A 25,269-nucleotide genomic window follows, 5' to 3' on the forward strand; every position below is an offset into this window, starting at 1 on the left:
AGAGAAGCGATGAGATTAAAACAAGAGGAAAAGGAGCTTTTGCTCTTAGGAGGATATTGAATGACGGAACGAAAAAAATTAGTGCTTGTCGACGGAAACAGTCTGGCGTACCGGGCATTTTTTGCATTACCGCTGTTAAGCAATGAAAAAGGCATTCATACAAATGCCGTTTACGGCTTTGCGATGATTTTAATGAAAATGCTGGAAGATGAAAAGCCGTCCCACATGCTGGTGGCTTTTGATGCGGGGAAAACCACTTTCCGCCACAGCACGTTTAAAGAATATAAAGGCGGAAGACAAAAAACGCCGCCGGAGCTTTCAGAACAGATGCCGTTTATCCGCGAGCTTCTGGATGCTTACAATATCAGCCGATATGAACTTCCTGAATATGAAGCCGATGATATCATCGGAACGCTGGCCGTATCGGCTGAAAAAGACGGATTCGAAGTTAAGGTGTTTTCAGGAGATAAAGACTTAACCCAGCTTGCAACCGGCAAAACAACCGTTGCCATTACGAGAAAAGGCATTACTGACGTAGAAGATTACACACCGGAGCACGTCGAAGAAAAGTACGGCCTGACTCCTTCGCAAATCATTGATATGAAGGGGTTGATGGGAGATTCATCCGACAACATTCCGGGCGTGCCGGGCGTCGGAGAAAAAACGGCGATTAAGCTGTTGAAGCAGTTCCATTCCGTTGAAAAGCTGCTTGACTCCATCGATGAAGTGAGCGGAAAAAAATTAAAAGAAAAGCTTGAGGAATTTAAGGATCAAGCATTGATGAGCAAAGAGCTGGCTACGATCATGACAAATGCGCCGATTGAAGTGAAGCTCGAAGATTTAGATTATCAGGGGTTTGACCGGGAGCAAGTCATTACCGTTTTTAAAGACCTCGGTTTTAACACGCTTCTTGAGCGGCTTGGAGAGGAAAGCGGAGAAGCGGCGCAGGAGGAAGCGTTTGAGGAAGTAGACGTGAAAGAGGTCACAGAGATTACTAGTGAAATGCTCGTGTCGCCGTCTGCTTTGGTCGTCGAGCAGATCGGCGACAATTATCACGAAGAACCGATTCTCGGCTTCTCTATCGTGAATGAAAAGGGTCTTTATTATATTCCGACAGACACAGCCATCCAGTCCGATGTATTTAAGTCTTGGGCTGAGGACGATTCAATGAAAAAATGGGTGTTTGACAGCAAACGGTCCGTTGTCGCTTTGCGCTGGCAAGGCATTGAGCTGAAGGGGGCGGAATTTGACGCGCTCCTTGCGGCGTATATCATTAATCCGGGCAATTCTTACGACGATGTCGCCAGTGTTGCGAAGGAATACGGGCTGCACATCGTTTCAAGCGACGAAGCGTTTTACGGAAAGGGCGCAAAGCGTGCCGTTCCGGCTGAGAACGAGCTTGCCCTTCATCTCGCAAGAAAAGCTGCTGCCGTAAACAGCCTCCGGGAAAAGCTGCTGCACGATCTCGAAGAGAATAACCAGCTTGAATTGTATGAAGATCTGGAGCTTCCGCTTGCACTCATTCTCGGAGAAATGGAATCAATGGGCGTCAAGGTGGATGTCGAAAGGCTGAAACGAATGGGCGAAGAACTCAAGGCGAAGCTGAAAGAATATGAAGAAAAAATCCATGAAGCCGCCGGCGAGACGTTTAATATCAACTCTCCTAAACAGCTCGGCGTCATTCTGTTTGAAAAGCTCGGCCTGCCTGTTGTGAAGAAAACAAAAACAGGCTACTCCACTTCAGCAGATGTGCTGGAAAAGCTTGCTGACAAACATGACATTGTCGCCTATATTTTGCAGTACAGACAAATCGGCAAACTTCAATCGACTTACATTGAGGGGCTGCTGAAAGTCACACGCAAGGATTCGCATAAGGTACACACACGCTTCAATCAAGCCTTAACACAAACCGGACGCCTCAGCTCGACAGATCCGAACCTGCAAAATATTCCGATCCGGCTGGAAGAGGGGCGCAAAATCCGTCAGGCGTTTGTCCCGTCTGAACCGGACTGGCTCATATTCGCTGCCGACTATTCGCAAATTGAATTGCGGGTGCTCGCGCACATTTCAAAGGATGAAAATCTGATCGAGGCATTTACGAATGACATGGATATCCATACGAAAACCGCCATGGATGTCTTCCATGTCGCTGAGGATGAAGTAACACAAGCCATGCGGCGCCAGGCGAAAGCGGTCAATTTCGGTATCGTTTACGGCATCAGCGATTACGGGCTTTCTCAAAACCTCGGCATTACCCGGAAGGAAGCGGGCGCATTTATTGACCGCTACTTGGAGAGCTTCCAAGGCGTCAAGGCGTATATGGAAGACTCGGTCCAAGAAGCGAAGCAAAAAGGATATGTAACAACGCTCATGCAGCGCCGGCGTTATATCCCTGAGCTGACGAGCCGCAATTTCAATCTCAGAAGCTTTGCGGAAAGAACGGCGATGAATACGCCGATTCAAGGAAGCGCCGCTGATATTATCAAAAAAGCCATGATTGATATGGCAGCCAAGCTGAAAGAAAAACAGCTGAAGGCAAGACTGCTGCTGCAAGTGCACGATGAATTAATTTTTGAAGCGCCGAAGGAAGAAATTGAAATATTAGAGAAGCTTGTTCCTGAAGTGATGGAACATGCATTATCATTAAACGTGCCGTTAAAGGTGGACTTTGCTTCAGGGCCGTCTTGGTACGACGCAAAATAAACAGAAAAAAAGGAAGTGATGATTGTGCCGGAATTGCCAGAAGTTGAAACGGTCCGGCGCACTCTGACCGGTCTTGTGAAGGGGAAAACGATTCAATCGGCGGAAATCAGATGGCCGAATATCATCAAAAAACCCGCCGAGCCGGAGGAATTTGCGCGGCAAATTGCAGGAGAAACGATCCGATCCATCGGAAGACGGGGGAAATTTTTGCTTTTCCGCCTGGATCATTATGTTATGGTATCCCATCTGCGGATGGAAGGAAAATACGGTCTTCACAAGGCAGACGAACCGGACGATAAGCATGTGCATGTGGTGTTCACCATGACAGACGGCACACAGCTCCGTTACCGGGACGTGCGGAAATTCGGAACGATGCATTTATTTTCACCGGGTGAGGAAATGAACGAGCTGCCGCTGTCACAGCTCGGCCCTGAACCGGACGATGAAGAATTCACCAGCGCCTATTTAAAAGAACGGCTTTCAAAAACGAACCGTGCGGTGAAAACCGCCCTGCTTGATCAAAAAACGGTTGTCGGCCTCGGCAACATTTATGTCGATGAAGCACTGTTCCGGGCAGGGATTCACCCTGAGACGAAAGCGAACAATTTGTCTGCAAACCAGATCAACAAGCTCCGCACTGAAATTAAAGACACTCTTCAAGAAGCGATTGATGCGGGCGGAAGTACGGTCCGGTCCTATCTCAATTCGCAAGGGGAGATCGGAATGTTCCAGCTCAATCATTTCGTATACGGCAAAAAGGATGAGCCGTGCAAAACGTGCGGCACGATGATTTCTAAAATCGTCGTCGGCGGAAGGGGCACGCATTTCTGCGCCCGATGCCAAAAAAAATCATAAACCGAAAATCTGTTCAAGCGGCAGCTGAAATGACTTTTTTATAACACAGTTGCCTTCCTTTCTCCATATATATAATGTGACTCACCCAATAGGCATTTGTCACAATTGCCCACCAACAGAAAGGGAGAACCGGATATGCAGATTGTTTCTTTGCTGCTGCTGGCTTTTGCTGTCAGCTTGGACAGTTTTTCAGTTGGATTTACGTATGGATTGAGAAAAATGAAAATCCCGTTCAAAGCGATTGCCGTCATCGCATGCTGCTCGGCCTCTGTGATGTTTGTATCCATGCTGATCGGGCATTTCCTGACAAAGATTTTTCCCGTATCCGTCACAGAGAAGCTGGGCGGGCTGATTTTAGTCGGAATCGGGGCATGGGTCATCTATCAGTTTTTTAAACCGGATAAAGAACCGGATTACTTACTGCATGAAAAAACGTTACTTAATTTAGAAGTGAAATCGCTCGGGATCGTTATTCATATTTTGAGAAAGCCGACCAGCGCCGATATTGATCGATCCGGGACTATTAACGGAATCGAGGCGCTTTTGCTGGGCTTCGCCTTGTCAATTGACGCATTTGGCGCCGGGATGGGCGCCGCCATACTGGGCTTTTCTCCGATTATGATGAGCGTGACGGTTGGTGTGATGAGCTCTCTGTTTGTCTCATTCGGTATTAACGCCGGGCATTTGCTGGCGAAATGGAATTGGATTTCCAAAATGTCATTTTTGCCGGGAATCCTGCTGATTTTAATCGGGATTTGGAAATTGTAAAGAGGAGTGGGCCTTTTTGAGCTTAGTCATCGGTTTAACGGGAGGCATTGCAAGCGGTAAAAGCACGGTTGCACGCATGCTGATCGAGAGAGGAATTACAGTGATTGATGCGGATATTATCGCAAAACAAGCGGTTGAAAAAGGGATGCCGGCTTACGGGCAGATCATTGACGCATTCGGAGAAGGTATTCTGCTGGAAAATGGCGAGCTTGACAGAAGAAAGCTCGGCTCTATCGTTTTTACGGACGAACAGAAGCGGCTGGCGCTGAATAAGATCGTCCATCCGGCTGTGCGCGCGGAAATGATGAAACAGCGGGATGAGGCCGTTTCTCGTCATGAACCGTTTGTCGTTTTAGACATTCCGCTTTTGTATGAAAGCAAGCTTGAATATCTTGTCGACAAAGTGATTGTCGTCACCGTAACGGCAGAGACGCAGCTCAAACGGCTGATGGAGCGAAACTCCCTTACAGAAGAAGAGGCGCTGAGCCGGATTACGTCGCAAATGCCTTTAGCGGATAAAACGAAAAGGGCAGACATCGTGATTGATAATAGCGGCAGCGTGGAGAAAACGAAACAGCAGCTTGATGATATTCTCAAAAGCTGGTCATAAAAAAACACCGTTCGAGAAACCGAACGGTGTTTTTGCCGTTTAAAAATCGAAATTGTCAGGGTCCGGGCCGACGCGCATATTTTCATTAAGCTCATTAATCCGTTTCATATCTTCAGCTGACAGTTCGAAATCAAAGATATCTGCGTTTTCTTGAATACGGTGTTTTTTTGTTGATTTCGGAATCGTGATCACTCCATTTTGTAAATCCCAGCGCAAAATGATTTGTGCTGTTGATTTGCCATAAGATTGAGCGATGTCCTGCAAGGCCGGATCTTCAAGTAATCGGCCCTGCATTAACGGTGACCACGCTTCAAGCTGAATGCCCTGTTCAGAGCAGAAGGCGTGAAGGTCTTTCTGCGTCAAACGCGGGTGGAACTCCACTTGGTTGATCATCGGTTTGGTTTTCGCATGCTTCATGAGAGCTTCAAGATGGTGAATGTGGAAATTGCTGACGCCGATCGCTTTGACACGGCCTTCTTGATAAAGGGTTTCCAGCGCTCTCCACGCATCAATGTATTTCCCTTCTACAGGCCAATGAATTAAATATAAATCTAAATAGTCTAAGCCGAGCTTTTCTAAACTTGTGTCAAAGGCCTTTAATGTTTCTTCGTATCCTAAATCGGCATTCCACACCTTTGATGTGACGAAGACATCTTCACGTTTCAAACCTGTCTCTTTCAGCCCTTGGCGGAGGCCTTCGCCGACACCTTCTTCATTTCCGTAAATGGCCGCAGTATCGACGCTGCGGTAGCCGTGCACGAGTGCGGTTTTAACCGCATTGACGAGTTCCGCACCTTCCTCTACTTGAAAGACTCCGAGGCCGAACCACGGCATTTTTGTTCCGTTATGCAATGTTGCTGCTGCTTGTAAATGTGTTGTCATTTATATATTCCTCCTATTGTATGTGATGTGAATTCAAAAAAGCTGCGTGAAAAAATCACCTCCCTTCAGGAATGCTTCTGTCCTGTTTCTCCAGCAGGCGGCTCCATCCGGTCAGTATAACCGCCCCGAGCACCATAAGCGCTCCGATCCATGCGGTGTGGATGAGTCCGATTGAGTCTGTGATCACGCCGCCGACAAAGGACCCGATCGCAATCCCAGCATTAAATGCGGCAATATTCAACGCGGACGCTGTATCAACGGCGCTTGGCGCAAACCGTTCGCTCAGCATAACAACATACACTTGAAGACCCGGCACATTCATAAACGCTAAGAGACCCATAAAAATAATGGTGATAAGCCCTGCTGTCTTAAAAGGCGCTGTAAATGTTAAGGCGAGCAGAACGCCCGCTTGAATGATAAACATGTAAAACAATGCTTTCAGCGGATTTCGATTGGACAATCTGCCGCCGATCATGTTTCCGATCGCAATCGCGATTCCGTAAATAAGCAAAATGGCCGCGACGGTTTCTTTCTGAAAACCCGTTACTTCCTGAAGCAGCGGAGATAAATAAGTAAATACGACAAATGTTCCGCCGTAACCTAATGCAGTAATGATAAATAAAAGCAGTAATCGGCCGTTCGTGACGAGCTTCACCTGTTCGCTGAACGCAGTTTTAGTTCCTTTGCGTAAATGTGACGGAACGAGCAAAGCATTTGTGATAAAGGCGATAACGCCGACCGCGATAATGACGGCAAAAGCAGTTCTCCAGCCAAATTGCTGGCCGAGGTATGTGCCGAACGGAACGCCTGTGACCGTAGCCACGGTAAGCCCTGTAAACATAATGGAGATAGCGCTTGCTCTCTTATGTTCCGGCACGATATCCGCGGCGATCGTTGAGCCGATAGACATAAAAATCCCGTGGGAGAATGCCGAAATGACGCGCGCCGCTAATAAAACGCCGATCGAAGAAGCTCCGGCTGCCAGGGAATTGCCGGCGATAAAAATAAACATCACCCAGAGCAGCAGCGTTTTCCGCGACATGCCGGATGTGAGAGAAGTCAAAACAGGCGCCCCGAATGTAACGCCGAGCGCATACATTGAAACGGTCAGCCCTGCGGTTGTTACAGGGATGTGCAAATCGTGAGAAATAAGCGGCAGCAGCCCGACACTGATAAATTCAGTCGTGCCGATGGCAAATGCGCTTACCGCCAAAGCCAGCAGCGCGGGCAAATGGCTTTTATGGTGAGAAGACATGTATTTTCCTCCTTTAGACGATGGTGTATGATTGAAATCCTGCCGGAGAAACGATATAAGTATAAGAGTACGATCCTTTTCGGCCGGCAAATGTCATTATGATCGATAGTGCAGTGAATGAAAAGAACGTACTTTTAAGTGCTATAGGCACTTTTTAGTTCCTGCAATTGAGGAGGAAAAGCTGATGCTGAAGAAAAAATACAATATATCCGTTGAGGCGACGCTTGAAGTGATCGGCGGGAAATGGAAATGTGTGATTCTCTGCCACCTTACCCACGGCAAAAAACGGACGAGTGAACTGAAACGGCTTATGCCCGATATCACCCAAAAGATGCTGACGCAGCAATTGCGCGAATTGGAAGCAGACGGCGTCATCAACCGGATTGTATATAATCAGGTGCCCCCTAAAGTGGAGTATGAGCTGAGCGAATACGGCTGGAGCCTGGAAGGCATTTTAAATGCGCTTTGCGACTGGGGCGCGATGCATATTGCCAAACGATACGGCGAACCGTCCGCAGTCTTGCAAGACAGCATTTTAAATGAAAAATTTAAGGAACCGGGGCAAATATAAGAAAAAAGCAGGCAGCATCAGACGCTGATCCTGCTTTTTTTATTGAAGAAATATCATTTTATATGCAAAAAAACCGATTGAACAACATATTGATCGGTATAAGGGTGGATTTTTATTAAGATGTACTGGCGGATTTCTTTTAATGTGTTATACTATATATAAATAAAAGTAAAATTAGAGTAGCATATTAAAGAGGGGTGACCTGAGCATGAAGGTAAAAGTAGCAATCAACGGGTTTGGAAGAATCGGAAGAATGGTGTTCAGAAAAGCAATGGAAGATGATCAAATACAAATAGCAGCCATTAATGCAAGCTATCCCCCGGAAACGCTTGCTCATTTAATAAAGTATGACACAATTCACGGACGATACGATCAAGATGTTGAAGCAGCCGAAGACAGCCTCATTGTCAACGGAAAAAAAATTATGCTGTTTAATCAGAGAGATCCGAGAGAGCTTCCGTGGAAGGAATATGCGATTGACATCGTCGTAGAGGCGACAGGGAAATTTAACTCAAAAGAAAAAGCGATGAGCCACATTGAAGCAGGAGCAAAAAAGGTCATTTTAACAGCGCCGGGTAAAAATGAAGACGTTACCATTGTAATGGGGGTTAATGAAGAGCAATATAATCCTGAGGAGCATGTGATCATTTCAAATGCATCCTGTACGACAAACTGCCTCGCGCCCGTGGTCAAAGTGCTTGATCATGAATTCGGGATTGAAAGCGGTCTGATGACGACTGTGCATGCGTATACGAACGACCAAAAAAATATCGACAATCCGCATAAAGACCTGCGGCGTGCGAGAGCTTGCGGAGAGTCCATCATTCCGACATCAACCGGCGCTGCCAAAGCGCTGTCGCTTGTGCTGCCTCATTTGAAGGGAAAGCTTCACGGTCTTGCTTTGCGTGTTCCGGTTCCTAATGTGTCACTAGTTGATCTTGTCTGCGATCTGAAAACCGATGTGACGGCAGAACAGGTAAATGATGCTTTTCAAAGAGCGGCAAAAACATCGATGTACGGCATTCTCGATTATTCTGATGAACCGCTCGTTTCTTCGGACTACAATACAAATTCCCATTCAGCCATTATTGACGGACTGACAACAATGGTGATGGAAGACCGAAAAGTAAAAGTTCTCGCCTGGTATGATAATGAGTGGGGATACTCCTGCCGGGTCGTTGATCTCATCAGGCATGTCGCCGTACGAATGAAACATCCGTCCGCTGTGTAAAATAAAGGTCATGGACATTTGTTAGAAAAAAACCCTTAACGGCATATTTGCAAAAAAACGCACCTTGCAAAATAAACTTAAACACAGTATACTATTTTTCGTGAACTTCTTGCTCGTGACTGCTTCGGAATTACTTAAAGGGTTAGGACCTCTCCGGACTAACTTTCCCCCGTGGTAAATAGCCGGGTCAGTTCTCGGAAATTCACTTTTTAATTCTTGTTAAGGGGGGTCCATGATTATGGAAACAATGGGGCGTCACGTCATCTCCGAGCTGTGGGGATGCGATTTTGATAAGCTGAATGACATGGATTTTATTGAAAAAACGTTTGTAAATGCTGCTCTGAAATCAGGAGCTGAAGTGCGCGAGGTTGCATTTCACAAGTTTGCACCGCAAGGCGTAAGCGGAGTCGTTATTATTTCTGAGTCACATTTAACGATTCACAGTTTTCCTGAACACGGTTATGCAAGCATTGATGTTTATACTTGTGGAGACTTAGATCCTAATGTCGCTGCTGACTACATTGCGGAGGCATTACATGCTGATACAAGAGAAAACATTGAAATACCGAGAGGAATGGGGCCTGTGCAGATTAAACAGGCACAAGCGAAAGTACTGTAAATTTCAAAACGCAAAAACAAGGGAGCTAAGCTAAAAAAGCCGTAACGCGCTTTGAGGCTGATGCTCCTTTTCTAATGTAAAAAACAGCATCACTTTTTCTTTATGCATTTTTTTTGTAAAATAGAAAGAGATAAGGCCGGTCTATCGGCTCTCCCAACACATTAGGCTCATCCTAGAAACGTTGGCGGGCATTTACCGGAAGCTTGCGAACCGCATTACAGCAACGAAACAGATGGGAGCTGATCTATTTGAAATGTCCTTCATGCCAGCATAACGGTTCCCGCGTACTTGATTCACGGCCTGCGGACGAAGGGAAATCTATCCGCAGAAGGCGGGAATGCGAAGCCTGCCATTATCGCTTCACCACATTTGAGAAGGTCGAAGAGATGCCGCTTGTCGTCGTCAAAAAAGAAGGCGTGCGGGAAGAATTCAGCCGTGAAAAAATGCTCCGCGGGTTATTCAAAGCTTGTGAAAAAAGGCCCGTTCCTTTGAAAACACTTGAAGATATGTGCTTTGACATTGAAAAAGAATTAAGAAATCAAGGCATATCCGAAGTCAAAAGCGAGCTCGTCGGAGAAATGGTGATGGATCGTCTGGCGGAGATTGACGAGGTGGCATATGTCCGTTTCGCATCCGTATACCGCCAGTTTAAAGACATAAACGTGTTTATCGACGAACTGAAAGATTTAATAAAGAAAGAACGCTAAAGAGCTAAGAGAATTTTCTGGCTCTTTTCTCATGAGCAAAATTGGCATTTGTGATAGATAAGAGAAACGGTGTAAAATGAGAGTAGAAACATATCGGAAGGTTTGAGAATCATGGCTGACTATTGGAAAGACGTATTGCCTGTAGACCCTTATACGGTTAAAAGCCGTTCGCTTCTTCAGGATATTGACAGACAAATTTTGACACAGCTGTATCAGCCGCTGATCGGTTCTTTTGCATTCTCTCTTTATATGACATTATGGGGAGAGCTTGAGCAAAACCGCCTGTGGGGCACAGAATCTACACACAGGCAGCTGATGGGAATGACGCAGTCGAATTTAAAAAAGATTCACCATGAACAGGGGAAGCTTGAAGGAATCGGTTTATTAAAAGTGTATATCCGGGAATCCGAACAAGAGGAGCGGATGTTTATCTATGAGCTTTTGCCGCCGCTCAGGCCGAATGAATTTTTTGAAGACGGCATGCTGAATGTCTTTCTTTATAATAGAGTCGGTAAAACGAAATACCAGCAGCTGAGACAATTTTACACACATCCGTCTGTCAGCAGTGACGCAAAGGAGATTACACGTCCGTTTAATCATACCTTTGAATCTTTTCAGCCGAGTGAATGGAAACTTACACCTGATATGGAGGAAACGATGGAATTGGCCGAGGGCTCTGAGTTGACGTCTGTCGGACAAGCGCCCTCTTATACGGTGACGGAGGAAGTCTTTGACTTTGAGCTGTTTTTGGCGGGACTGTCAGAAACGATGATACCGCGTAAAGCGATCACACAAGATGTACGGGAGTGCATTAAAAAGCTGTCGTATTTATATGGAATTGACCCTATCTCTATGCAGCATGTCGCCATGACCGCAATTAATGAGCAAGACGTTATTACGGTTGAAGCGCTAAGAAGAGCGGCAAGCGACTGGTACCAAATAGAACGGAACGGACAGCTTCCGGACTTAATTGATAAAACGCAGCCTGTCAGCCTGAGGGAAAACGGCGAAAAGGATAACGGGGACTCATTGGATGCCAAGCTTATTGCACAGCTTGAGACCATCTCACCGAGAAAGCTTTTGCAAGACATTGCCGACGGCACCGAGCCCTCTAAAGCCGATCTGAAAATCATAGCCGATATTATGTTTGAGCAGAAGCTTGAACCGGGCGTCACCAATGTGCTGATTTATTATGTAATGCTTAAGACCGATATGAAACTGTCCAAAAACTATATACAAAAAATCGCTTCCCACTGGGCCAGAAAAAAGGTGAAAACCGTCAGAGAAGCGATGAAGCTCGCCATTGAAGAGCATAGGCAATATCTCGACTGGGCTGAAGGCAAGACAAACCGGACGGCGCAAAACAAAAAAACCGTCCGGGAAGAAAAACGCCCTGATTGGCTGAAAGAAGAAGAGGCCGGAAAGAAGGCGGAAAAGCCGCTTCTTTCCGCTGACGATCTCGAAGAGCAAAAGAAAAAGATGATGGAAGAAATGAAAAAACTGAAAAAATACTCTGCCTATTAAGACAGAGAAGCGGGGTGATGATGAATGGAACCGATCAGCCGTTCCCTTGAAGGGGTCACAAAGAGGCCTGACTTCCAAAAACGCCTGGAACGAATGCAGCAGCACGTTATGGCTGACAAAGACGTCCAAGCTTTTTTGAAGGAGCAGCAAGACGTTATCGATCAAAGCATGATTGAAAGAGGCTTAAACAAACTGTATGAATTCGTTCAGCAAAGCAAGCAATGCGCCTTTTGCTCGGAAGACAACCAAACGAACAACCTGCTGGAGGGGTATCATCCGAAACTCGTCATAAACGGACGTTCTATTGATATCGAATATTATGAATGTCCGGAAAAGAGAAAGCTCGACCGGCAGAAAAAACAGCAGTCCCTCATGAAGAGCATGTATATTCAGAAGGATTTGCTCGGCGCCACCTTCCAGCAAATCGACATTAACGATCCGAGCAGACTCAGCATGTTCCAGCATGTAACGGATTTTCTGAAAAGCTATAATGAAACGGGCAAAGGCAAGGCGCTATACCTGTACGGGAAATTCGGAATCGGAAAAACGTTTATGTTAGCCGCCATCGCCAATGAACTGGCGGAGAAAGAATATTCGTCTATGATCGTGTATGTGCCCGAGTTTGTCAGGGAGCTGAAAAACTCACTCCAAGACAAGTCATTGGAAGAGAAACTGAATATGGTGAAAACAACGCCGGTTCTTATGCTTGATGATATCGGAGCGGAATCAATGACAAGCTGGGTCAGAGATGAGGTCATCGGCACCGTGCTTCAGCACCGAATGAGCCAGCAGCTGCCTACGTTCTTCTCGTCCAATTTTTCACCTGACGAATTAAAGCATCATTTTACGTATTCGCAGCGGGGGGAAAAGGAAGAGGTAAAGGCGGCAAGACTGATGGAGCGGATTTTATATTTGGCTTCGCCGATCCGCCTGGACGGAGAAAACCGCCGCCAATCATAGGGTCTGGCGCGACAAGGGGAAGGATTTGAAGGAATGAGGAATAAAAAGGCTGTCACATGGGCTGTGATTGCAGCGGGAGCGGGACTTTTGTTTTGGGCAAACCGTAAATACCTGAATTTGTCGCCTAAGGACATTCGGCTCTGGGTGTTATCGTTCGGTGTCTTTGCGCCGCTTGTTTTTATCGGGATTTCTGTTGTCAGGCCTTTTGTGCTGTTTCCTGTTTCAGTTGTTTCAATAGCCGGAGGGTTGGCGTTCGGCCCGCTTTTTGGCACGATGTATACGCTGGCAGGCTCAATGGGGGCTGCCGCTGTGTCTTTTTTAGCGGCGGGCATGTTTTCGTTTAAGCAAGAGAGCCGTCACGGAAAAATGGAAGCCATTCAAAAGCAGATGAAAAACAACGGCTTTTTTTACATTTTCATTCTCCGCATCTTACCGATTAATTTCGATGTGATCAGCTACGCCGCAGGCCTTTCCCGGGTCAGACCGATGACGTACTTTTTGGCGACCGCGGCGGGCATCATTCCAGGGACGATTGTTCTAAACGTGCTCGGCGCGAGCTTTATGTCTGGAAATGCGCTCGCAGTGTTCAGCGTGATCTGCCTGTACATCGTGTTTTTATCCCTTCCGATTATCTTTAAAAAGAAGGTGCGCCATTTGTTCGGCGGTCAAAGCTAACCTTTACGTCTATTTTAAAAGCATCCCCCATATACTTGTAACAGATGCCGTAAGGGGGGGACAAATATGCTTGAAGTGACCTTTGAAGATGACCACGATACCGCCGCTTTTTTACATCTCATTCAGCAATCGGACGACCGGAGACATTTTATTGTCCGTGAAAGCATAAAAAAAGTCGGAATTGAAAGGGCTGAACCGGCTTATTCCGTTCAGCGCTTTATTGAGCCGATCCTGGTCAGGTTTTTTTTGGAATGTAAAGAAGACGAGCATATGCTTTCACTAATTGAAGGAAACTACTGCTTCACGGATCAAGATGAACAGCAGCAAATCCTTCAGCTTGCACACAGCATCATGGAGGGCGATCTTGATGATCATCCGTTTGAGCCGAAAAAGCTGCCGCGCAAGCAGTTTATTTTAGAAGCGCTTCAAACGATTTCTTTGGACAGCGGCGTTTTTTCCGTGCGTTCGTTTCAGACATTTCGGCTCGGCGCGTACTATGAGCGGCTCAGGGAATACGCGGAGGCTGCGATAGATGAATACCAGATGGAGCAGGAGTACCAAAATTTTATTCAATCATTGAGAGATTACGTTACGTCAAATCCGCCGCGAATGAAAAAAGTCCATATCGTTCATGACCGGTCATTTACGCTTTGGGAAATGCGCTTTGTTTCAGAACGGGAACAAAAAAAATACATAGACAGACGGTTTGTGCGGGAGCATCCGATGTATATAGATTCCCATCTGCTTGCGCCGCTGATTTCCATTGCGCCGGAAACGGTAGAGCTCTATACGGACCGGCCGGAGCACATCATGGCAAGAACAATCCAAAACGTTTTTCAGGAACGTGTGCGCCTTTTTCCGCTGGACGAGTTTGCGAAAGAGAAGACGGAAGGATAGACGCACAGACGGCCTTGCAAAAAAGGCGGGGCTGTCTGTGCGAAAAATAGACAGAAACCGAGTTGCATTTTTCTGCAGGACATTTTATAATACATATCAGATTAATGATTGCTAGACGTATTGATAAGGACATGAAGCATTGATACCGGCTTGAAAAGAGAGGAAAGCCCAGGCTGAAAGCTTTCCAGCTATGGATCATTGACTTTACCGCCTTTGAACTTCAGCTGTGAACGCCGGACTAAAGCGCCAGTAATAGCTGACGGGAACTCCCGTTACAGAGTTTAGAGCCGCAAGTGCCGGAACGACGGCCTCGCGGAAAAAAGGGTGGAACCACGATTCCGTTTATTCAACCTCGTCCCTTTCATAGGGGGCGGGGTTTTTGATATGCATAAAAAAGGAGTGACGAAGATGTCAGATATGATCAACATCACATTTCCGGACGGAGCGGTAAAGGAGTTTCCGAAAGGATCAACAACGGAAGATATCGCGGCATCCATCAGTCCGGGATTAAAGAAAAAGTCTTTAGCCGGTAAACTGAACGGACAAGAAATTGATTTGAGAACGCCGATCAATGAGGACGGTGCCGTAGAAATTATTACAGAAGGTACAGAAGAAGGCTTGAGCATCATGCGCCACAGCACGGCTCACTTATTGGCCCAGGCGATTAAACGCATTTACAAAGATGTGAAATTCGGTGTCGGCCCCGTCATTGAAAACGGATTTTATTATGACATTGAAATGGAGCAGGCGCTGACACCGGATGACCTTCCGAAGATTGAAAAAGAAATGAAGCGCATCGTGGGCGAAAATCTTCCGATCATCAGAAAAGAAGTGAGCCGTGACGAGGCGAAAGCAATGTTTGCGGAAATCGGCGATAATCTGAAGCTTGAACTGCTTGACGCCATTCCGGAGGACGAAACCGTCACCATTTACGAGCAGGGCGAATTTTTTGACCTGTGCCGCGGCGTGCATGTTCCGTCCACAGGAAAAATTAAAGAATTCAAGCTGTTAAGCCTTGCAGGCGCGTACTGGCGCGGCGACAGCAAGAATCAAATGCTTCAGCGCATCTACGGAACGGCATTCTTCAAAAAGGATGACCTGAAAGAGCATTTGCGTATGCTTGAGGAAGCGAAAGAGCGCGACCACAGAAAACTCGGCAAAGAATTAAAATTGTTCGCCAACTCTCAAAAAGTCGGACAAGGGCTTCCGCTTTGGCTGCCAAAAGGCGCAACTATCCGCCGCGTCATCGAGCGTTACATCGTGGATAAAGAGCTGAGTCTCGGCTATGAGCACGTATACACACCTGTGCTTGGAAGCAAGGATCTGTACGAAACATCAGGGCACTGGGAGCATTATCAGGACGGCATGTTCCCTCCGATGGAAATGGACAACGAAACACTTGTGCTTCGTCCGATGAACTGTCCGCATCATATGATGATTTACAAACAAGACATTCACAGCTACCGCGAACTTCCGATCCGCATCGCCGAGCTCGGAACGATGCACCGCTATGAAATGTCAGGTGCTCTGTCAGGGCTTCAGCGCGTGCGCGGCATGACGTTAAATGACGCTCACATTTTCGTCCGCCCTGATCAGATTAAAGAGGAATTCATCCGCACCGTCCGTTTGATTCAAGACGTATATGAAGACTTCGGGCTGAGCGATTACACATTCCGTTTATCTTACCGCGATCCGGAAGACACGGAGAAATATTTTGATGATGATGAGATGTGGAACAAGGCGCAATCTATGCTGAAAGCCGCAATGGATGAAATCGGCCATGATTATTATGAGGCTGAAGGCGAAGCGGCATTTTACGGACCTAAGCTTGATGTACAAGTGAAAACAGCGATCGGCAAAGAAGAAACATTGTCAACTGTACAGCTTGATTTCCTTCTTCCGGAACGCTTTGATCTCACTTACGTCGGTGAAGACGGTAAACAGCACCGCCCTGTCGTTATTCACCGCGGCGTCGTGTCAACAATGGAGCGTTTCGTTGCTTTCTTAATCGAAGAGCACAAAGGCGCCCTTCCGACATGGCTTGCCCCGGTTCAGTTCCAGGTTATCCCGGTATCGCCTGCCGTGCATCTTGACTATGCGAAAAAAGTGCAGGAACGCCTGCAGCGCGAAGGCTTGCGCGTTGAGCTTGACAGCCGTGACGAAAAAATCGGCTACAAGATCCGCGAAGCGCAAATGCAAAAAATACCGTACATGCTTGTAGTCGGAGACCAAGAAGCAGAAAACGGCGCCGTAAACGTCCGGAAATACGGAGAGCAGAAATCAGAAACCGTTTCACTGGATGACTTTGTGAAAAAAGCAGTATCCGAAGCGAAAAAATAATAAGTGAACCACAAAGACCCCATTCATATTGAATGGGGTTTTTTGAAAGGACAAAAAGATGTTCATGTAAAAGTTCACGGACAGCGCTGCATGACTGAAAGCTAATACTTAGACAGTGATGAAAGACATTTGGGGAAATGGAATTGACGGAAATTTTTCGAAGTAATGGCCGACTCCGGTATTCAAAAAGTGATTTTAAACGAGAATACTATAACAATATAGTGATGGGGGGATTTAATGAAGTGGCATCCGGAAAAGAGAATAGATAAGGTGTGTAAACTCCTTATCTATTCTTATCATGTATCTCTATTCTTTTTTCTCTAATATCGCAAACAGCTCGTGAAGATCGCCGATCACGTAATCAGGGGTTACATCCGTTTCATTTTTCTTCCCTGTCCGGTTTATCCAGACAGTCGTGATGCCTGCCCGCTTGGCTCCTAAAATATCTGTGTTGAGGTTATCGCCGACCATAATGGCCTCCTCTTTTTTCAGATGCAAGAGACCCAGGCAATGTTCAAATATAGACGCATCGGGTTTTCCTTTTCCGAAAGCGCCTGAGATGACAATTTCATTAAAGTAAGGCGCAAGCTCAGGCACCCCGGCAAGCTTTTCCTTTTGCAGGCTCGGGTCGCCGTTTGTCAGCATGAGAAGTTCATAATTTCCTTTCAGCTGATCAAGCACCGCAAATGTTTCATCGTATACATACGGGCGCTGGCGGCGTTCTGCCGCAAAAAACTCTGCCAAATATTCTCCGTAAGCCGCATCGTCAATGCCGACACTTTTCAGGCCGTTTGTCCATGCGTTCCGTCTGTACTCGGGGGCAATTTGATTCAGTTTTTTAAACCCTTCGCTTACCGGTTCGGAAAAATTCGCCCATAACCCTTCAAACGGATTGATGCCGATCATGACCGTATAAGGATAGGTTTCATATGACATATATAATTCCCGTGCGGCTTTTCGAACCGCTGCTTCAAATGTGTGCGGGTCAAGGCCATATTTTTTTTCCGCTTGCAAACACGTTTCTCTAAATGTTGTTCTGACGCTTTTTTCATCCCATAACAGTGTATCGTCCAAATCAAAAAATACGGCTTTCATGATCTTCTCCTCTTTTTCATATTCTCACACTCTGCCATAAGGCTCCCGTTTATTCTACAATAGATATTAGGCCTGTTAAAGGTATGTTTTCAGATGATTTCAAAAAAACAGGCAGATGTAATGCGCGATTCTGTCTCCGATGCCGAAACATGATAAAATAAAATTTGAAAGAACAGGTGAATGACATGCTGCATTTAATGATTATGATGCTGGAGAGAGTCGGCATTATCGTGATATTGGGATTTGTTTTGGCTCATACCAAATTGTTCAGACAGGCGCTTCAGCATCCCGAAAGCTATAAAGGAAAAGCAGTGCTGATTTCTATCTTTTCATTATTCAGCATTATCAGCAACTATACGGGAATTGAGATTCAGCGGAATATGATCATGAATAATGACTGGGTGTTTCAAATTGATCCGTCCGGCTCCATCGCCAATACGCGGATTATGGGTGTTGAAATCGGCGGGCTTTTGGGCGGGCCGTATGTAGGAATCGGCGTCGGCTTATTGGCCGGTCTCCATCGCTTATCGCTCGGAGGAGCAACCGCTGTCAGCTGCGCCGTCTCTTCCATTTTAGCGGGCATATTGTCAGGCTTGATCGGCCGTTATTTCAGAAAACGTTACGTGATGCCGACACCGAAAGTGGCGGCGCTTGTCGGGATCGGGATGGAATCTTTGCAAATGCTTCTTATCCTGCTTTTGGCCAAGCCGTTTTCCGATGCCTGGACGCTTGTGAGTATGATCGGCATCCCGATGATATTGATTAACGGGTCAGGGACCTTCATTTTTCTCTCAATCATTCAATCCATCATCCGCAAAGAAGAACGGGCGAGAGCGCTTGAAACCCACAGAGTGCTGATGATTGCCGACCAGACGCTGCCTTTTTTCCGCCAAGGGCTGAATGAAAGCTCCTGTAAAAGCGTGGCGTCCATTATTCATGAACAGACGGGGACGGACGCGGTATCGCTTACGGACAATGAAAAAATTCTTGCGCATGTCGGTGCAGGCGCTGATCACCATATCCCGTCGAAAAGCCTGATTACGGGCTTATCTAAACGGGTCATAAAAACAGGGCATATTATGAAAGCGACATCAAAGGAAGAAATTGAATGCACGCACAGCTACTGCCCGCTGCATGCGGCAATTGTTTTGCCCCTCACGTCAAACGGCAAAACGATCGGCACATTGAAAATGTATTTTAAAAGCCCGTCCGGATTAAGCCAGGTAGAGGAGGAACTCGCTGAGGGTCTGGCCATGCTGTTTTCCACCCAGCTTGAGCTTGGCGAAGCGGAGCTGCAAAGCAAGCTGCTGAAGGATGCAGAAATTAAGGCGCTCCAAGCACAGGTGAATCCGCATTTTCTGTTTAATGCGATCAACACGATTTCTGCCCTTTGCCGCACAGATGTGGAGAAAACCCGTAAGCTTCTCCTGCAGCTCAGCGTCTATTTCCGTTCTAATCTGCAAGGCGCAAGACAGCTGGTAATCCCGCTTTCCAAGGAGCTGAACCATCTGCACGCTTACTTATCATTAGAACAGGCCCGTTTTCCCGGGAAATATAAAATCGGCCTGGATATCGAAAGCGGATTGGAGGAAATCGAAATTCCCCCTTTTGTGCTGCAAATCCTTGTAGAAAATGCACTCCGCCACGCTTTTTCAAAGAAACAAGACAGCTGCGCCGTCAATGTCCGCGTGGTGTCCGATGGCCCGTCAGTCTTGATGCAGGTGGCGGATAACGGACGGGGAGTGAATCCGGAATTGTTATCTGTACTCGGAAACCGTCCGCTTCCGTCCAAAGAAGGGACGGGGACGGCGCTTTACAACTTAAATCAGCGGCTGATCGGTTTATTCGGCCAAAAAGCCGCTCTGCAAATGAAAAGTGAGGTCGGCAAAGGGACAGAAGTATCATTTGAGCTGCCCTTGAAACTGATGATTAAAGGAGAAGAACATGCTGAAGGTGTTAATCGTTGATGATGAAATGCTTGCAAGAGATGAATTAGCCTACTTGCTCAAGCGGACGAATGAGGTAAGTGAGATAAATGAGGCGGAAAATATAGAATCCGCTTTCGACAGCATGATGGATCAAAAACCGGATTTATTGTTTTTAGACGTTGATTTGTCAGGAGAAAACGGATTTGACATCGCCAAGCGGCTGAAAAATATGAAACACCCGCCGGCCGTCGTGTTCGCCACGGCATATGATCAATTCGCTTTAAAAGCCTTCGAAGTGGATGCGCTTGATTATTTAACAAAACCTTTTGATGAGGAAAGAGTGCGGCAGACGATCAGAAAGTTTAAAAGAGTCAAGCAGGATAAGGCAGGAGCCGCCGCTGAGCAGCCCGCCGCAGCCGGTCCTCATAAGCTCGCTGTATCTGCCGGTGAATCAATTGTCATTTTAGATACAAAGGATATTATTTTTACAGGGATGGAGGACGGGCACGTATCCGTCAAAACCTTTGCCGCCTCTTATTCTGTTCATGAGGCCTTGGCGGTTATTGAAAAAAAACTGCCTGATACGGATTTTATGAGGGTGCATCGCGCCTTCATCGTTAATACAGAGCATATTACAGAAATTCATCCGTGGTTTAATTCGACGTACAACCTCATCATGAAAGACGGCTCGAAAATCCCCGTCAGCCGTACTTACGCAAAGGACTTAAAGAAGCTGCTTCATATTTTATGAAGCAGCTTTCTGCATTTCACCAGCCGTTTTTTGCATTTCGGAATGAATATCCTGCCATTTGAGGTGAAAGCGCTTTATACGGATTTTTCTCTTTTATAATGAAGGCAACAAAGAGAAAGAGGTGAAGAAAATGAGTGCGAAAAAAGTGTATGGATTTTTGACACAAGCATTTGTTTTTGCCGTAATTATGCTGATATCTAATGGGATTGCAGCGATTGTCCCCATTCCTATACCCGCTTCTGTCGTAGGTTTGGTGTTATTATTTGTCCTCTTATGTCTGAAAGTGATTAAGCTTGAACAAGTAGAAATGCTGGGAACATCATTAACGTCACTGATCGGATTTTTATTTGTCCCGTCGGGCATCTCCGTGATGAATTCACTTGGCGTCATGCAGCAGTACGGCGTGCAAATCGCACTCGTAATCTTACTCGCTACCATTATTCTGCTGGGAGCAACCGGTCTTTTTTCTCAATTTATTCTGTCTGTAAGCAAAAAACGTCAAAAGGCTGCTCCGGCTGAAAAAGCAGGGGTGCGCCATCCCAATCAAGAAAAAGAACTTGTGCAGCATTAGGAGGGAAAACGGATGAGTCCATATTTCGGTATTGTCGTTTCACTTGCAGCCTTTGGCATCGGTACTTTTTTATTCAAGAAAACGAAAGGCTTTTTCCTTTTCACCCCGCTGTTTGTCGCAATGGTGCTGGGAATCGTTTTTTTGAAGCTCGGCGGTTTTTCATACGATGATTATAAAAGCGGCGGAGACATTATTAAGTTTTTCCTGGAACCGGCGACCATTGCTTTTGCCATTCCTTTGTATAAGCAAAGAGACAAGCTCAAAAAGTATTGGTGGCAGATTATGTCGTCCATCATTGTCGGCTCTGTCTGCTCAGTCACCATTGTTTATTTGATCGCAAAAGGTATCAATCTTGACGCGGCTGTCATGAAAAGCATGCTTCCGCAGGCGGCGACAACGGCTATTGCCCTGCCTTTGTCAAAAGACATCGGCGGCATCAGCGACATTACCGCCTTTGCCGTTATTTTCAACGCCGTTATCGTATACGCCCTTGGCGCTTTATTCTTAAAACTGTTTAAAGTGAAACATCCGATCTCTAAAGGATTGGCCCTCGGCACATCAGGGCACGCACTCGGTGTAGCTGTCGGAATTGAGATGGGTGAAGTAGAAGCGGCAATGGCAAGCATTGCGGTTGTAGTTGTCGGGGTTGTAACGGTGCTGGTCATTCCGGTGTTCGTTCAACTTATCGGAGGGTAAGCCAAGGCGGAAGCCTTGGCTTTTTTTACGGTGCGAAATGAGCGTCGGGAGTATACGGGAAAAGATTGTATGAGAAACAGTTTTTTCAGTGAAAAATGCAGCAATTAGTTTGACCATAACATAATTTCACTTTTTTCCTTGCGTTCACCACAACACCGTGTTAAAATGAAAAAGTTGATCCGGAGAAGTCATTCTTGACTAACGTTCCGGTATTGTGTAGAATAGTTATTGAATTGAATATAAATCACAAGCAGAAGCACCCGCTTCTCACCTGATTGACACATTCATGTAGTTGGCAGGTTGACCGTACATTTTTATTTATGCAGATGTTCGTAGTGTGGGTGTGTTATCATGCCCGCACTTTTTGTTTGCCTGCAGAATGCAGTCAAAAGCGTTGTGAATCAATTCGAAGAAACTATGGAGGTGGCTCATTATTAGCAAAGATCAATTGGTTAATGAGGGTATCCGTGCACGTGAAGTCCGCTTAATCGGACAAAATGGCGATCAGCTTGGCATCAAGTCCCGTCAGGAAGCACTTGAAATCGCCGGCCGCGCAAATCTTGACCTTGTGTTAGTTGCAGCAAATGCAAAACCGCCTGTATGCCGCATCATGGACTACGGAAAGTTCAGATTCGAGCAGCAGAAAAAGGACAAAGAAGCACGCAAAAATCAAAAAATCATTAACTTAAAAGAAGTTAGATTAAGTCCGACGATCGATGAGCATGACTTTAACACGAAGTTGCGCAATGCAATTAAATTCCTTGAAAAAGGCGATAAAGTGAAAGCTTCTATCCGCTTTAAAGGACGCGCAATCACTCATAAAGAAATCGGCCAGCGCGTATTGGACCGTTTTTCTGAAGCATGTGCGGAAGTTGCGACAGTCGAAACAAAACCAAAAATGGACGGCCGCAGCATGTTCTTAATGCTCGCGCCGAAAAACGAAAAGCAATAAGGAGGAAATCCCATGCCAAAAATGAAAACTCACCGCGGATCTGCTAAACGTTTTAAAAAGACAGGTTCTGGGAAGTTAAAACGTTCTCATGCATATACAAGTCACTTATTCGCCAACAAATCCCAAAAGCAAAAGCGTAAGCTTCGCAAGGGTGCTATTGTCAGCGCAGGAGACTTCAAACGCATCAAACAACAGCTTGCTAACATCAAGTAATCGGACAAGGAACAATTAGGAGGGAAATCTAATGCCAAGAGTAAAAGGCGGAACTGTTACACGTAAGCGTCGTAAAAAGGTTCTTAAACTAGCAAAAGGTTATTTCGGTTCAAAACATACATTATACAAAGTAGCAAACCAGCAGGTCATGAAATCTGGAAACTATGCATTCCGTGACCGTCGTCAGAAAAAACGTGATTTCCGTAAGCTTTGGATCACACGTATCAACGCTGCTGCACGTATGAACGGTCTTTCTTACAGCCGTTTAATGCACGGTCTTAAGCTTTCAGGTATCGAAGTAAACCGTAAAATGCTTGCTGATCTTGCTGTAAACGATCTTACTGCTTTCAATCAGCTTGCTGATGCTGCTAAAGCTCAGTTAGATAAGTAAGCCGCAAAAACCGCTCCCCGAGAGGAGCGGTTTTTTTACGTAAAGGGTGAAACAAATGGCTGTTGTGATATATGCCGTACTAATCAATGGATATGGCTTTTGGATCATGGGCGCTGATAAACGAAGAGCAGAGCTTCACAGGTGGAGAATATCAGAGAAGCGGATATGGCTTGCCGCCGCTATGTTCGGGTCACTTGGCGTATGGCTCGGCATGCACGCCTTCAGGCATAAAACGAAGCACAGATCTTTCGTATACGGGGTGCCGCTGCTCTTTTTCGCGGAATCGGCCCTTGTACTGCTGTATATCATTTATAGGAAATGAAAAAGCAGGAGAGCGCTTATCGCTCGCCTGCTTTTTTTGCTTTTTTTATCGGCTGGTCCCAATCAATCTTGCAATTCGGGTATCGTTCCAGTACCTTTTTTTCGACCTCTTCAAAATCGTCTGCAGAGAAGCCGTTCAGCTTTTCTGGAGCTTCCGTCCATACAAATATGGTATGGATAAACAGCGGGTGGTCTTTGGAAGGGATGTGTTTCTCTCCTTCAAAGAGCACTCCTTTATAAGTAAGCTGGAGATTTTTTCGCGTGTTTTTTTGTTCATCAAAAAAGTAAAAGTTTTCTTTAGATTGAGCCAGTTTGAGCCTTCTTTTCGGATTTGAATAAAACTTTACCGCCATGTAAATAAAATAAACAAGAAGTACAAGCAAAAGAATTCTGAATAATATAATAGCCATTTGTGTGAAGGCACCTCCTCACATTATCTTGATCTGATGTAATACGAAAAACAAAACAAAAGGTTTCATTTTTTTAAAAGAAATATGTAAAAACATTTACCCGATTTTCAGGCGAATTAATCGTATGGTTCCGCATTGGTTCTGTATAATAAGAAGAGTAATGAAAAAAAGGAGGTTTATGATGAAAAAATTAGATGAAACGTTAACCATGCTGAAAGCGTTAACTGATGCCAAAGGCATACCGGGAAATGAGAGAGAAGTAAGACAAGTGATGAAATCATACATAGAACCATTTGCCGATGACGTCACGACAGATCGGCTCGGAAGCTTGATCGCCAAAAAAGCCGGACAGGAGAACGGGCCGAAAATCATGATCTCCGGCCATCTGGATGAAGTCGGTTTTATGGTGACGCAAATCACTGATAAAGGGTTTATCCGTTTTCAAACCGTCGGCGGCTGGTGGTCTCAGGTCATGCTGGCCCAGCGCGTCACCATCGTAACGAAAAAAGGCGACATTACGGGGGTTATCGGTTCGAAGCCGCCTCATATTTTACCGCCTGACGCCAGAAAAAAAGCCGCTGATATTAAAGAGATGTTTGTGGATATCGGAGCAGCAAGCCGTGAAGAGGCAATGGAATGGGGCGTTCTCCCGGGAGATCAAATTGTCCCGTATTTTGAATTTACGGTGATGAACAATGAAAAACATCTGCTGGCGAAGGCGTGGGACAACCGCATCGGCTGCGCGATTGCGATTGACGTATTAAAAAATCTGAAAAACAGTGATCATCCGAATGTTGTGTACGGCGTGGGAACGGTCCAGGAAGAAGTCGGGCTCCGCGGAGCAAAAACAGCCGCCCACACCATTCAGCCTGACATCGCGTTCGGTGTGGATGTCGGGATTGCCGGAGATACACCGGGCATTTCTGAAAAAGAGGCGCAAAGCAAAATCGGCGACGGGCCGCAAATTATTTTATATGACGCATCAATGGTGTCCCATAAAGGGCTTCGCGATCTCGTCGTGAATACGGCGGAAGAAGCGGGAATTCCTTACCAATTTGATTCCATTGCCGGCGGGGGGACAGATTCCGGTTCGATTCATTTAACCGCAAACGGAGTGCCTGCGCTTTCAATTACGATTGCAACGCGTTACATTCATACACATGCAGCCATTTTGCATCGTGATGATTATGAGAATACGGTCAAACTGATTACAGAAGTCATTAAAAAATTGGACAGGGAAACGGTCGATCGTATTACATATCAATAAGGATACGGAAGAATCTGCTTTTTTTAGCAGATTCTTTTTTTTGTCTGTACAAATATAAGCTGCGCGGCTACAATGAA

At 46.0% G+C, this 25,269-nt stretch carries 26 protein-coding genes and 1 other annotated feature; of the genes, 22 read left to right on the forward strand and 4 right to left on the reverse strand.

What is annotated here, in order from left to right; translation table 11 throughout:
- Positions 1-60: 60 nt before the first annotated feature.
- The 4 genes from polA (at position 61) to coaE (ending at position 4,936) form a co-directional block, all read left to right on the forward strand.
- Positions 61-2,703 (forward strand): DNA polymerase I, encoded by a 2,643-nt coding sequence (gene polA, locus KY305_RS10610; RefSeq protein WP_223062482.1) that lies wholly within the window; start codon positions 61-63, stop codon positions 2,701-2,703.
- Positions 2,704-2,727: 24 nt separating this feature from the next.
- Complete coding sequence (mutM, locus tag KY305_RS10615; protein WP_223062483.1) at positions 2,728-3,558, forward strand: DNA-formamidopyrimidine glycosylase; 831 nt, start codon at positions 2,728-2,730, stop codon at positions 3,556-3,558.
- Between the two features lie 135 nt (positions 3,559-3,693).
- Positions 3,694-4,326, forward strand: a complete 633-nt coding sequence (gene ytaF, locus KY305_RS10620; protein WP_223062484.1) for a sporulation membrane protein YtaF — start codon at positions 3,694-3,696, stop codon at positions 4,324-4,326.
- A 16-nt stretch (positions 4,327-4,342) separates the two neighbouring features.
- Positions 4,343-4,936 (forward strand): dephospho-CoA kinase, encoded by a 594-nt coding sequence (gene coaE / locus KY305_RS10625; RefSeq protein ID WP_223062485.1) that lies wholly within the window; start codon positions 4,343-4,345, stop codon positions 4,934-4,936.
- Between the two features lie 39 nt (positions 4,937-4,975).
- Here the strand turns inward: coaE and KY305_RS10630 are convergent, their stop codons facing one another.
- Together KY305_RS10630 and KY305_RS10635 are read right to left on the reverse strand one after the other, a co-directional pair.
- The gene (locus KY305_RS10630) at positions 4,976-5,818 is read right to left on the reverse strand and encodes an aldo/keto reductase (RefSeq protein ID WP_223062486.1); all 843 of its coding nucleotides are present in this window, start codon (positions 5,816-5,818) and stop codon (positions 4,976-4,978) included.
- A 55-nt stretch (positions 5,819-5,873) separates the two neighbouring features.
- Positions 5,874-7,073: an MFS transporter gene (locus KY305_RS10635; RefSeq protein WP_223062487.1), complete on the reverse strand. Its 1,200-nt coding sequence runs from the start codon at positions 7,071-7,073 to the stop codon at positions 5,874-5,876.
- Positions 7,074-7,257: 184 nt separating this feature from the next.
- Between KY305_RS10635 and KY305_RS10640 the strand changes: the two genes are divergently transcribed.
- From KY305_RS10640 to thrS, 9 genes are all read left to right on the forward strand, one after another.
- Entirely contained in the window at positions 7,258-7,644 is a 387-nt protein-coding gene (locus tag KY305_RS10640; protein ID WP_214804027.1) for a winged helix-turn-helix transcriptional regulator, read from the forward strand.
- A gap of 208 nt (positions 7,645-7,852) precedes the next feature.
- Complete coding sequence (locus tag KY305_RS10645) at positions 7,853-8,875, forward strand: glyceraldehyde-3-phosphate dehydrogenase (protein ID WP_223062488.1); 1,023 nt, start codon at positions 7,853-7,855, stop codon at positions 8,873-8,875.
- Positions 8,876-9,113: 238 nt separating this feature from the next.
- Positions 9,114-9,494 (forward strand): adenosylmethionine decarboxylase, encoded by a 381-nt coding sequence (gene speD, locus KY305_RS10650; RefSeq protein ID WP_003223584.1) that lies wholly within the window; start codon positions 9,114-9,116, stop codon positions 9,492-9,494.
- 248 nt (positions 9,495-9,742) lie between these two features.
- Positions 9,743-10,201: a transcriptional regulator NrdR gene (gene nrdR, locus KY305_RS10655; protein ID WP_223062489.1), complete on the forward strand. Its 459-nt coding sequence runs from the start codon at positions 9,743-9,745 to the stop codon at positions 10,199-10,201.
- Positions 10,202-10,312: 111 nt separating this feature from the next.
- Positions 10,313-11,725 (forward strand): replicative helicase loading/DNA remodeling protein DnaB, encoded by a 1,413-nt coding sequence (gene dnaB, locus KY305_RS10660; protein ID WP_223062490.1) that lies wholly within the window; start codon positions 10,313-10,315, stop codon positions 11,723-11,725.
- Between the two features lie 24 nt (positions 11,726-11,749).
- Positions 11,750-12,685, forward strand: a complete 936-nt coding sequence (dnaI, locus tag KY305_RS10665) for a primosomal protein DnaI (protein ID WP_223062491.1) — start codon at positions 11,750-11,752, stop codon at positions 12,683-12,685.
- Between the two features lie 33 nt (positions 12,686-12,718).
- Positions 12,719-13,360, forward strand: coding sequence for a TVP38/TMEM64 family protein (locus tag KY305_RS10670; protein ID WP_223062492.1), 642 nt, complete (start codon positions 12,719-12,721; stop codon positions 13,358-13,360).
- A gap of 66 nt (positions 13,361-13,426) precedes the next feature.
- Positions 13,427-14,257, forward strand: a complete 831-nt coding sequence (gene ytxC, locus KY305_RS10675; RefSeq protein WP_223062493.1) for a putative sporulation protein YtxC — start codon at positions 13,427-13,429, stop codon at positions 14,255-14,257.
- A gap of 408 nt (positions 14,258-14,665) precedes the next feature.
- Positions 14,666-16,597: a threonine--tRNA ligase gene (gene thrS, locus KY305_RS10680; protein WP_223062494.1), complete on the forward strand. Its 1,932-nt coding sequence runs from the start codon at positions 14,666-14,668 to the stop codon at positions 16,595-16,597.
- Between the two features lie 306 nt (positions 16,598-16,903).
- On the opposite strand, the gene KY305_RS10685 is transcribed toward thrS, so the two are convergent.
- The gene (locus KY305_RS10685; RefSeq protein ID WP_223062495.1) at positions 16,904-17,692 is read right to left on the reverse strand and encodes an HAD family hydrolase; all 789 of its coding nucleotides are present in this window, start codon (positions 17,690-17,692) and stop codon (positions 16,904-16,906) included.
- Positions 17,693-17,877: 185 nt separating this feature from the next.
- Here KY305_RS10685 and KY305_RS10690 point away from each other — a divergent pair, with 185 nt between their 5' ends.
- From KY305_RS10690 to KY305_RS10725, 8 genes are all read left to right on the forward strand, one after another.
- Positions 17,878-19,659 (forward strand): sensor histidine kinase, encoded by a 1,782-nt coding sequence (locus tag KY305_RS10690; RefSeq protein WP_223062496.1) that lies wholly within the window; start codon positions 17,878-17,880, stop codon positions 19,657-19,659.
- A complete protein-coding gene (locus tag KY305_RS10695) occupies positions 19,637-20,371 on the forward strand; it encodes a LytR/AlgR family response regulator transcription factor (RefSeq protein WP_223062497.1) in 735 nt (244 codons plus the stop codon). The genes KY305_RS10690 and KY305_RS10695 overlap by 23 nt, the downstream gene beginning before the upstream one ends.
- Before the next feature lie 130 nt (positions 20,372-20,501).
- Entirely contained in the window at positions 20,502-20,942 is a 441-nt protein-coding gene (lrgA, locus tag KY305_RS10700; protein WP_223062498.1) for an antiholin-like murein hydrolase modulator LrgA, read from the forward strand.
- A 12-nt stretch (positions 20,943-20,954) separates the two neighbouring features.
- On the forward strand, positions 20,955-21,638 hold the full coding sequence (gene lrgB, locus KY305_RS10705; protein ID WP_214797991.1) for an antiholin-like protein LrgB: 684 nt from the start codon (positions 20,955-20,957) through the stop codon (positions 21,636-21,638).
- A 242-nt stretch (positions 21,639-21,880) separates the two neighbouring features.
- Positions 21,881-22,011 (forward strand) — a sequence feature (ribosomal protein L20 leader region).
- Between the two features lie 57 nt (positions 22,012-22,068).
- Positions 22,069-22,590 (forward strand): translation initiation factor IF-3, encoded by a 522-nt coding sequence (gene infC / locus KY305_RS10710; RefSeq protein WP_071543361.1) that lies wholly within the window; start codon positions 22,069-22,071, stop codon positions 22,588-22,590.
- A 12-nt stretch (positions 22,591-22,602) separates the two neighbouring features.
- Positions 22,603-22,803, forward strand: coding sequence for a 50S ribosomal protein L35 (gene rpmI, locus KY305_RS10715; RefSeq protein ID WP_003152493.1), 201 nt, complete (start codon positions 22,603-22,605; stop codon positions 22,801-22,803).
- 31 nt (positions 22,804-22,834) lie between these two features.
- Positions 22,835-23,194, forward strand: a complete 360-nt coding sequence (gene rplT, locus KY305_RS10720; RefSeq protein ID WP_003152495.1) for a 50S ribosomal protein L20 — start codon at positions 22,835-22,837, stop codon at positions 23,192-23,194.
- Between the two features lie 55 nt (positions 23,195-23,249).
- The gene (locus KY305_RS10725; protein ID WP_223062499.1) at positions 23,250-23,516 is read left to right on the forward strand and encodes a DUF1294 domain-containing protein; all 267 of its coding nucleotides are present in this window, start codon (positions 23,250-23,252) and stop codon (positions 23,514-23,516) included.
- A 16-nt stretch (positions 23,517-23,532) separates the two neighbouring features.
- Here the strand turns inward: KY305_RS10725 and KY305_RS10730 are convergent, their stop codons facing one another.
- A complete protein-coding gene (locus KY305_RS10730) occupies positions 23,533-23,925 on the reverse strand; it encodes a sigma-w pathway protein ysdB (RefSeq protein ID WP_223062500.1) in 393 nt (130 codons plus the stop codon).
- A 181-nt stretch (positions 23,926-24,106) separates the two neighbouring features.
- Between KY305_RS10730 and KY305_RS10735 the strand changes: the two genes are divergently transcribed.
- Positions 24,107-25,192, forward strand: coding sequence for a M42 family metallopeptidase (locus KY305_RS10735; RefSeq protein ID WP_223062501.1), 1,086 nt, complete (start codon positions 24,107-24,109; stop codon positions 25,190-25,192).
- Positions 25,193-25,269: the final 77 nt, after the last annotated feature.

The organism is Bacillus sp. YC2 (genome assembly GCF_019891195.1).
Taxonomy (GTDB): domain Bacteria; phylum Bacillota; class Bacilli; order Bacillales; family Bacillaceae; genus Bacillus.

Coding starts and splice junctions, on each gene's coding strand:
- polA (WP_223062482.1), top strand. CDS start 61: ATGACGGAACGAAAAAAATTAGTGCTTGTCGACGGAAACAGTCTGGCG.
- ytaF (WP_223062484.1), top strand. CDS start 3,694: ATGCAGATTGTTTCTTTGCTGCTGCTGGCTTTTGCTGTCAGCTTGGAC.
- KY305_RS10630 (WP_223062486.1), bottom strand. CDS start 5,818: ATGACAACACATTTACAAGCAGCAGCAACATTGCATAACGGAACAAAA.
- KY305_RS10635 (WP_223062487.1), bottom strand. CDS start 7,073: ATGTCTTCTCACCATAAAAGCCATTTGCCCGCGCTGCTGGCTTTGGCG.
- KY305_RS10640 (WP_214804027.1), top strand. CDS start 7,258: ATGCTGAAGAAAAAATACAATATATCCGTTGAGGCGACGCTTGAAGTG.
- KY305_RS10645 (WP_223062488.1), top strand. CDS start 7,853: ATGAAGGTAAAAGTAGCAATCAACGGGTTTGGAAGAATCGGAAGAATG.
- speD (WP_003223584.1), top strand. CDS start 9,114: ATGGAAACAATGGGGCGTCACGTCATCTCCGAGCTGTGGGGATGCGAT.
- dnaB (WP_223062490.1), top strand. CDS start 10,313: ATGGCTGACTATTGGAAAGACGTATTGCCTGTAGACCCTTATACGGTT.
- dnaI (WP_223062491.1), top strand. CDS start 11,750: ATGGAACCGATCAGCCGTTCCCTTGAAGGGGTCACAAAGAGGCCTGAC.
- KY305_RS10670 (WP_223062492.1), top strand. CDS start 12,719: ATGAGGAATAAAAAGGCTGTCACATGGGCTGTGATTGCAGCGGGAGCG.
- ytxC (WP_223062493.1), top strand. CDS start 13,427: ATGCTTGAAGTGACCTTTGAAGATGACCACGATACCGCCGCTTTTTTA.
- thrS (WP_223062494.1), top strand. CDS start 14,666: ATGTCAGATATGATCAACATCACATTTCCGGACGGAGCGGTAAAGGAG.
- KY305_RS10685 (WP_223062495.1), bottom strand. CDS start 17,692: ATGAAAGCCGTATTTTTTGATTTGGACGATACACTGTTATGGGATGAA.
- KY305_RS10690 (WP_223062496.1), top strand. CDS start 17,878: ATGCTGCATTTAATGATTATGATGCTGGAGAGAGTCGGCATTATCGTG.
- KY305_RS10695 (WP_223062497.1), top strand. CDS start 19,637: ATGCTGAAGGTGTTAATCGTTGATGATGAAATGCTTGCAAGAGATGAA.
- lrgA (WP_223062498.1), top strand. CDS start 20,502: ATGAGTGCGAAAAAAGTGTATGGATTTTTGACACAAGCATTTGTTTTT.
- lrgB (WP_214797991.1), top strand. CDS start 20,955: ATGAGTCCATATTTCGGTATTGTCGTTTCACTTGCAGCCTTTGGCATC.
- rpmI (WP_003152493.1), top strand. CDS start 22,603: ATGCCAAAAATGAAAACTCACCGCGGATCTGCTAAACGTTTTAAAAAG.
- rplT (WP_003152495.1), top strand. CDS start 22,835: ATGCCAAGAGTAAAAGGCGGAACTGTTACACGTAAGCGTCGTAAAAAG.
- KY305_RS10725 (WP_223062499.1), top strand. CDS start 23,250: ATGGCTGTTGTGATATATGCCGTACTAATCAATGGATATGGCTTTTGG.
- KY305_RS10730 (WP_223062500.1), bottom strand. CDS start 23,925: ATGGCTATTATATTATTCAGAATTCTTTTGCTTGTACTTCTTGTTTAT.
- KY305_RS10735 (WP_223062501.1), top strand. CDS start 24,107: ATGAAAAAATTAGATGAAACGTTAACCATGCTGAAAGCGTTAACTGAT.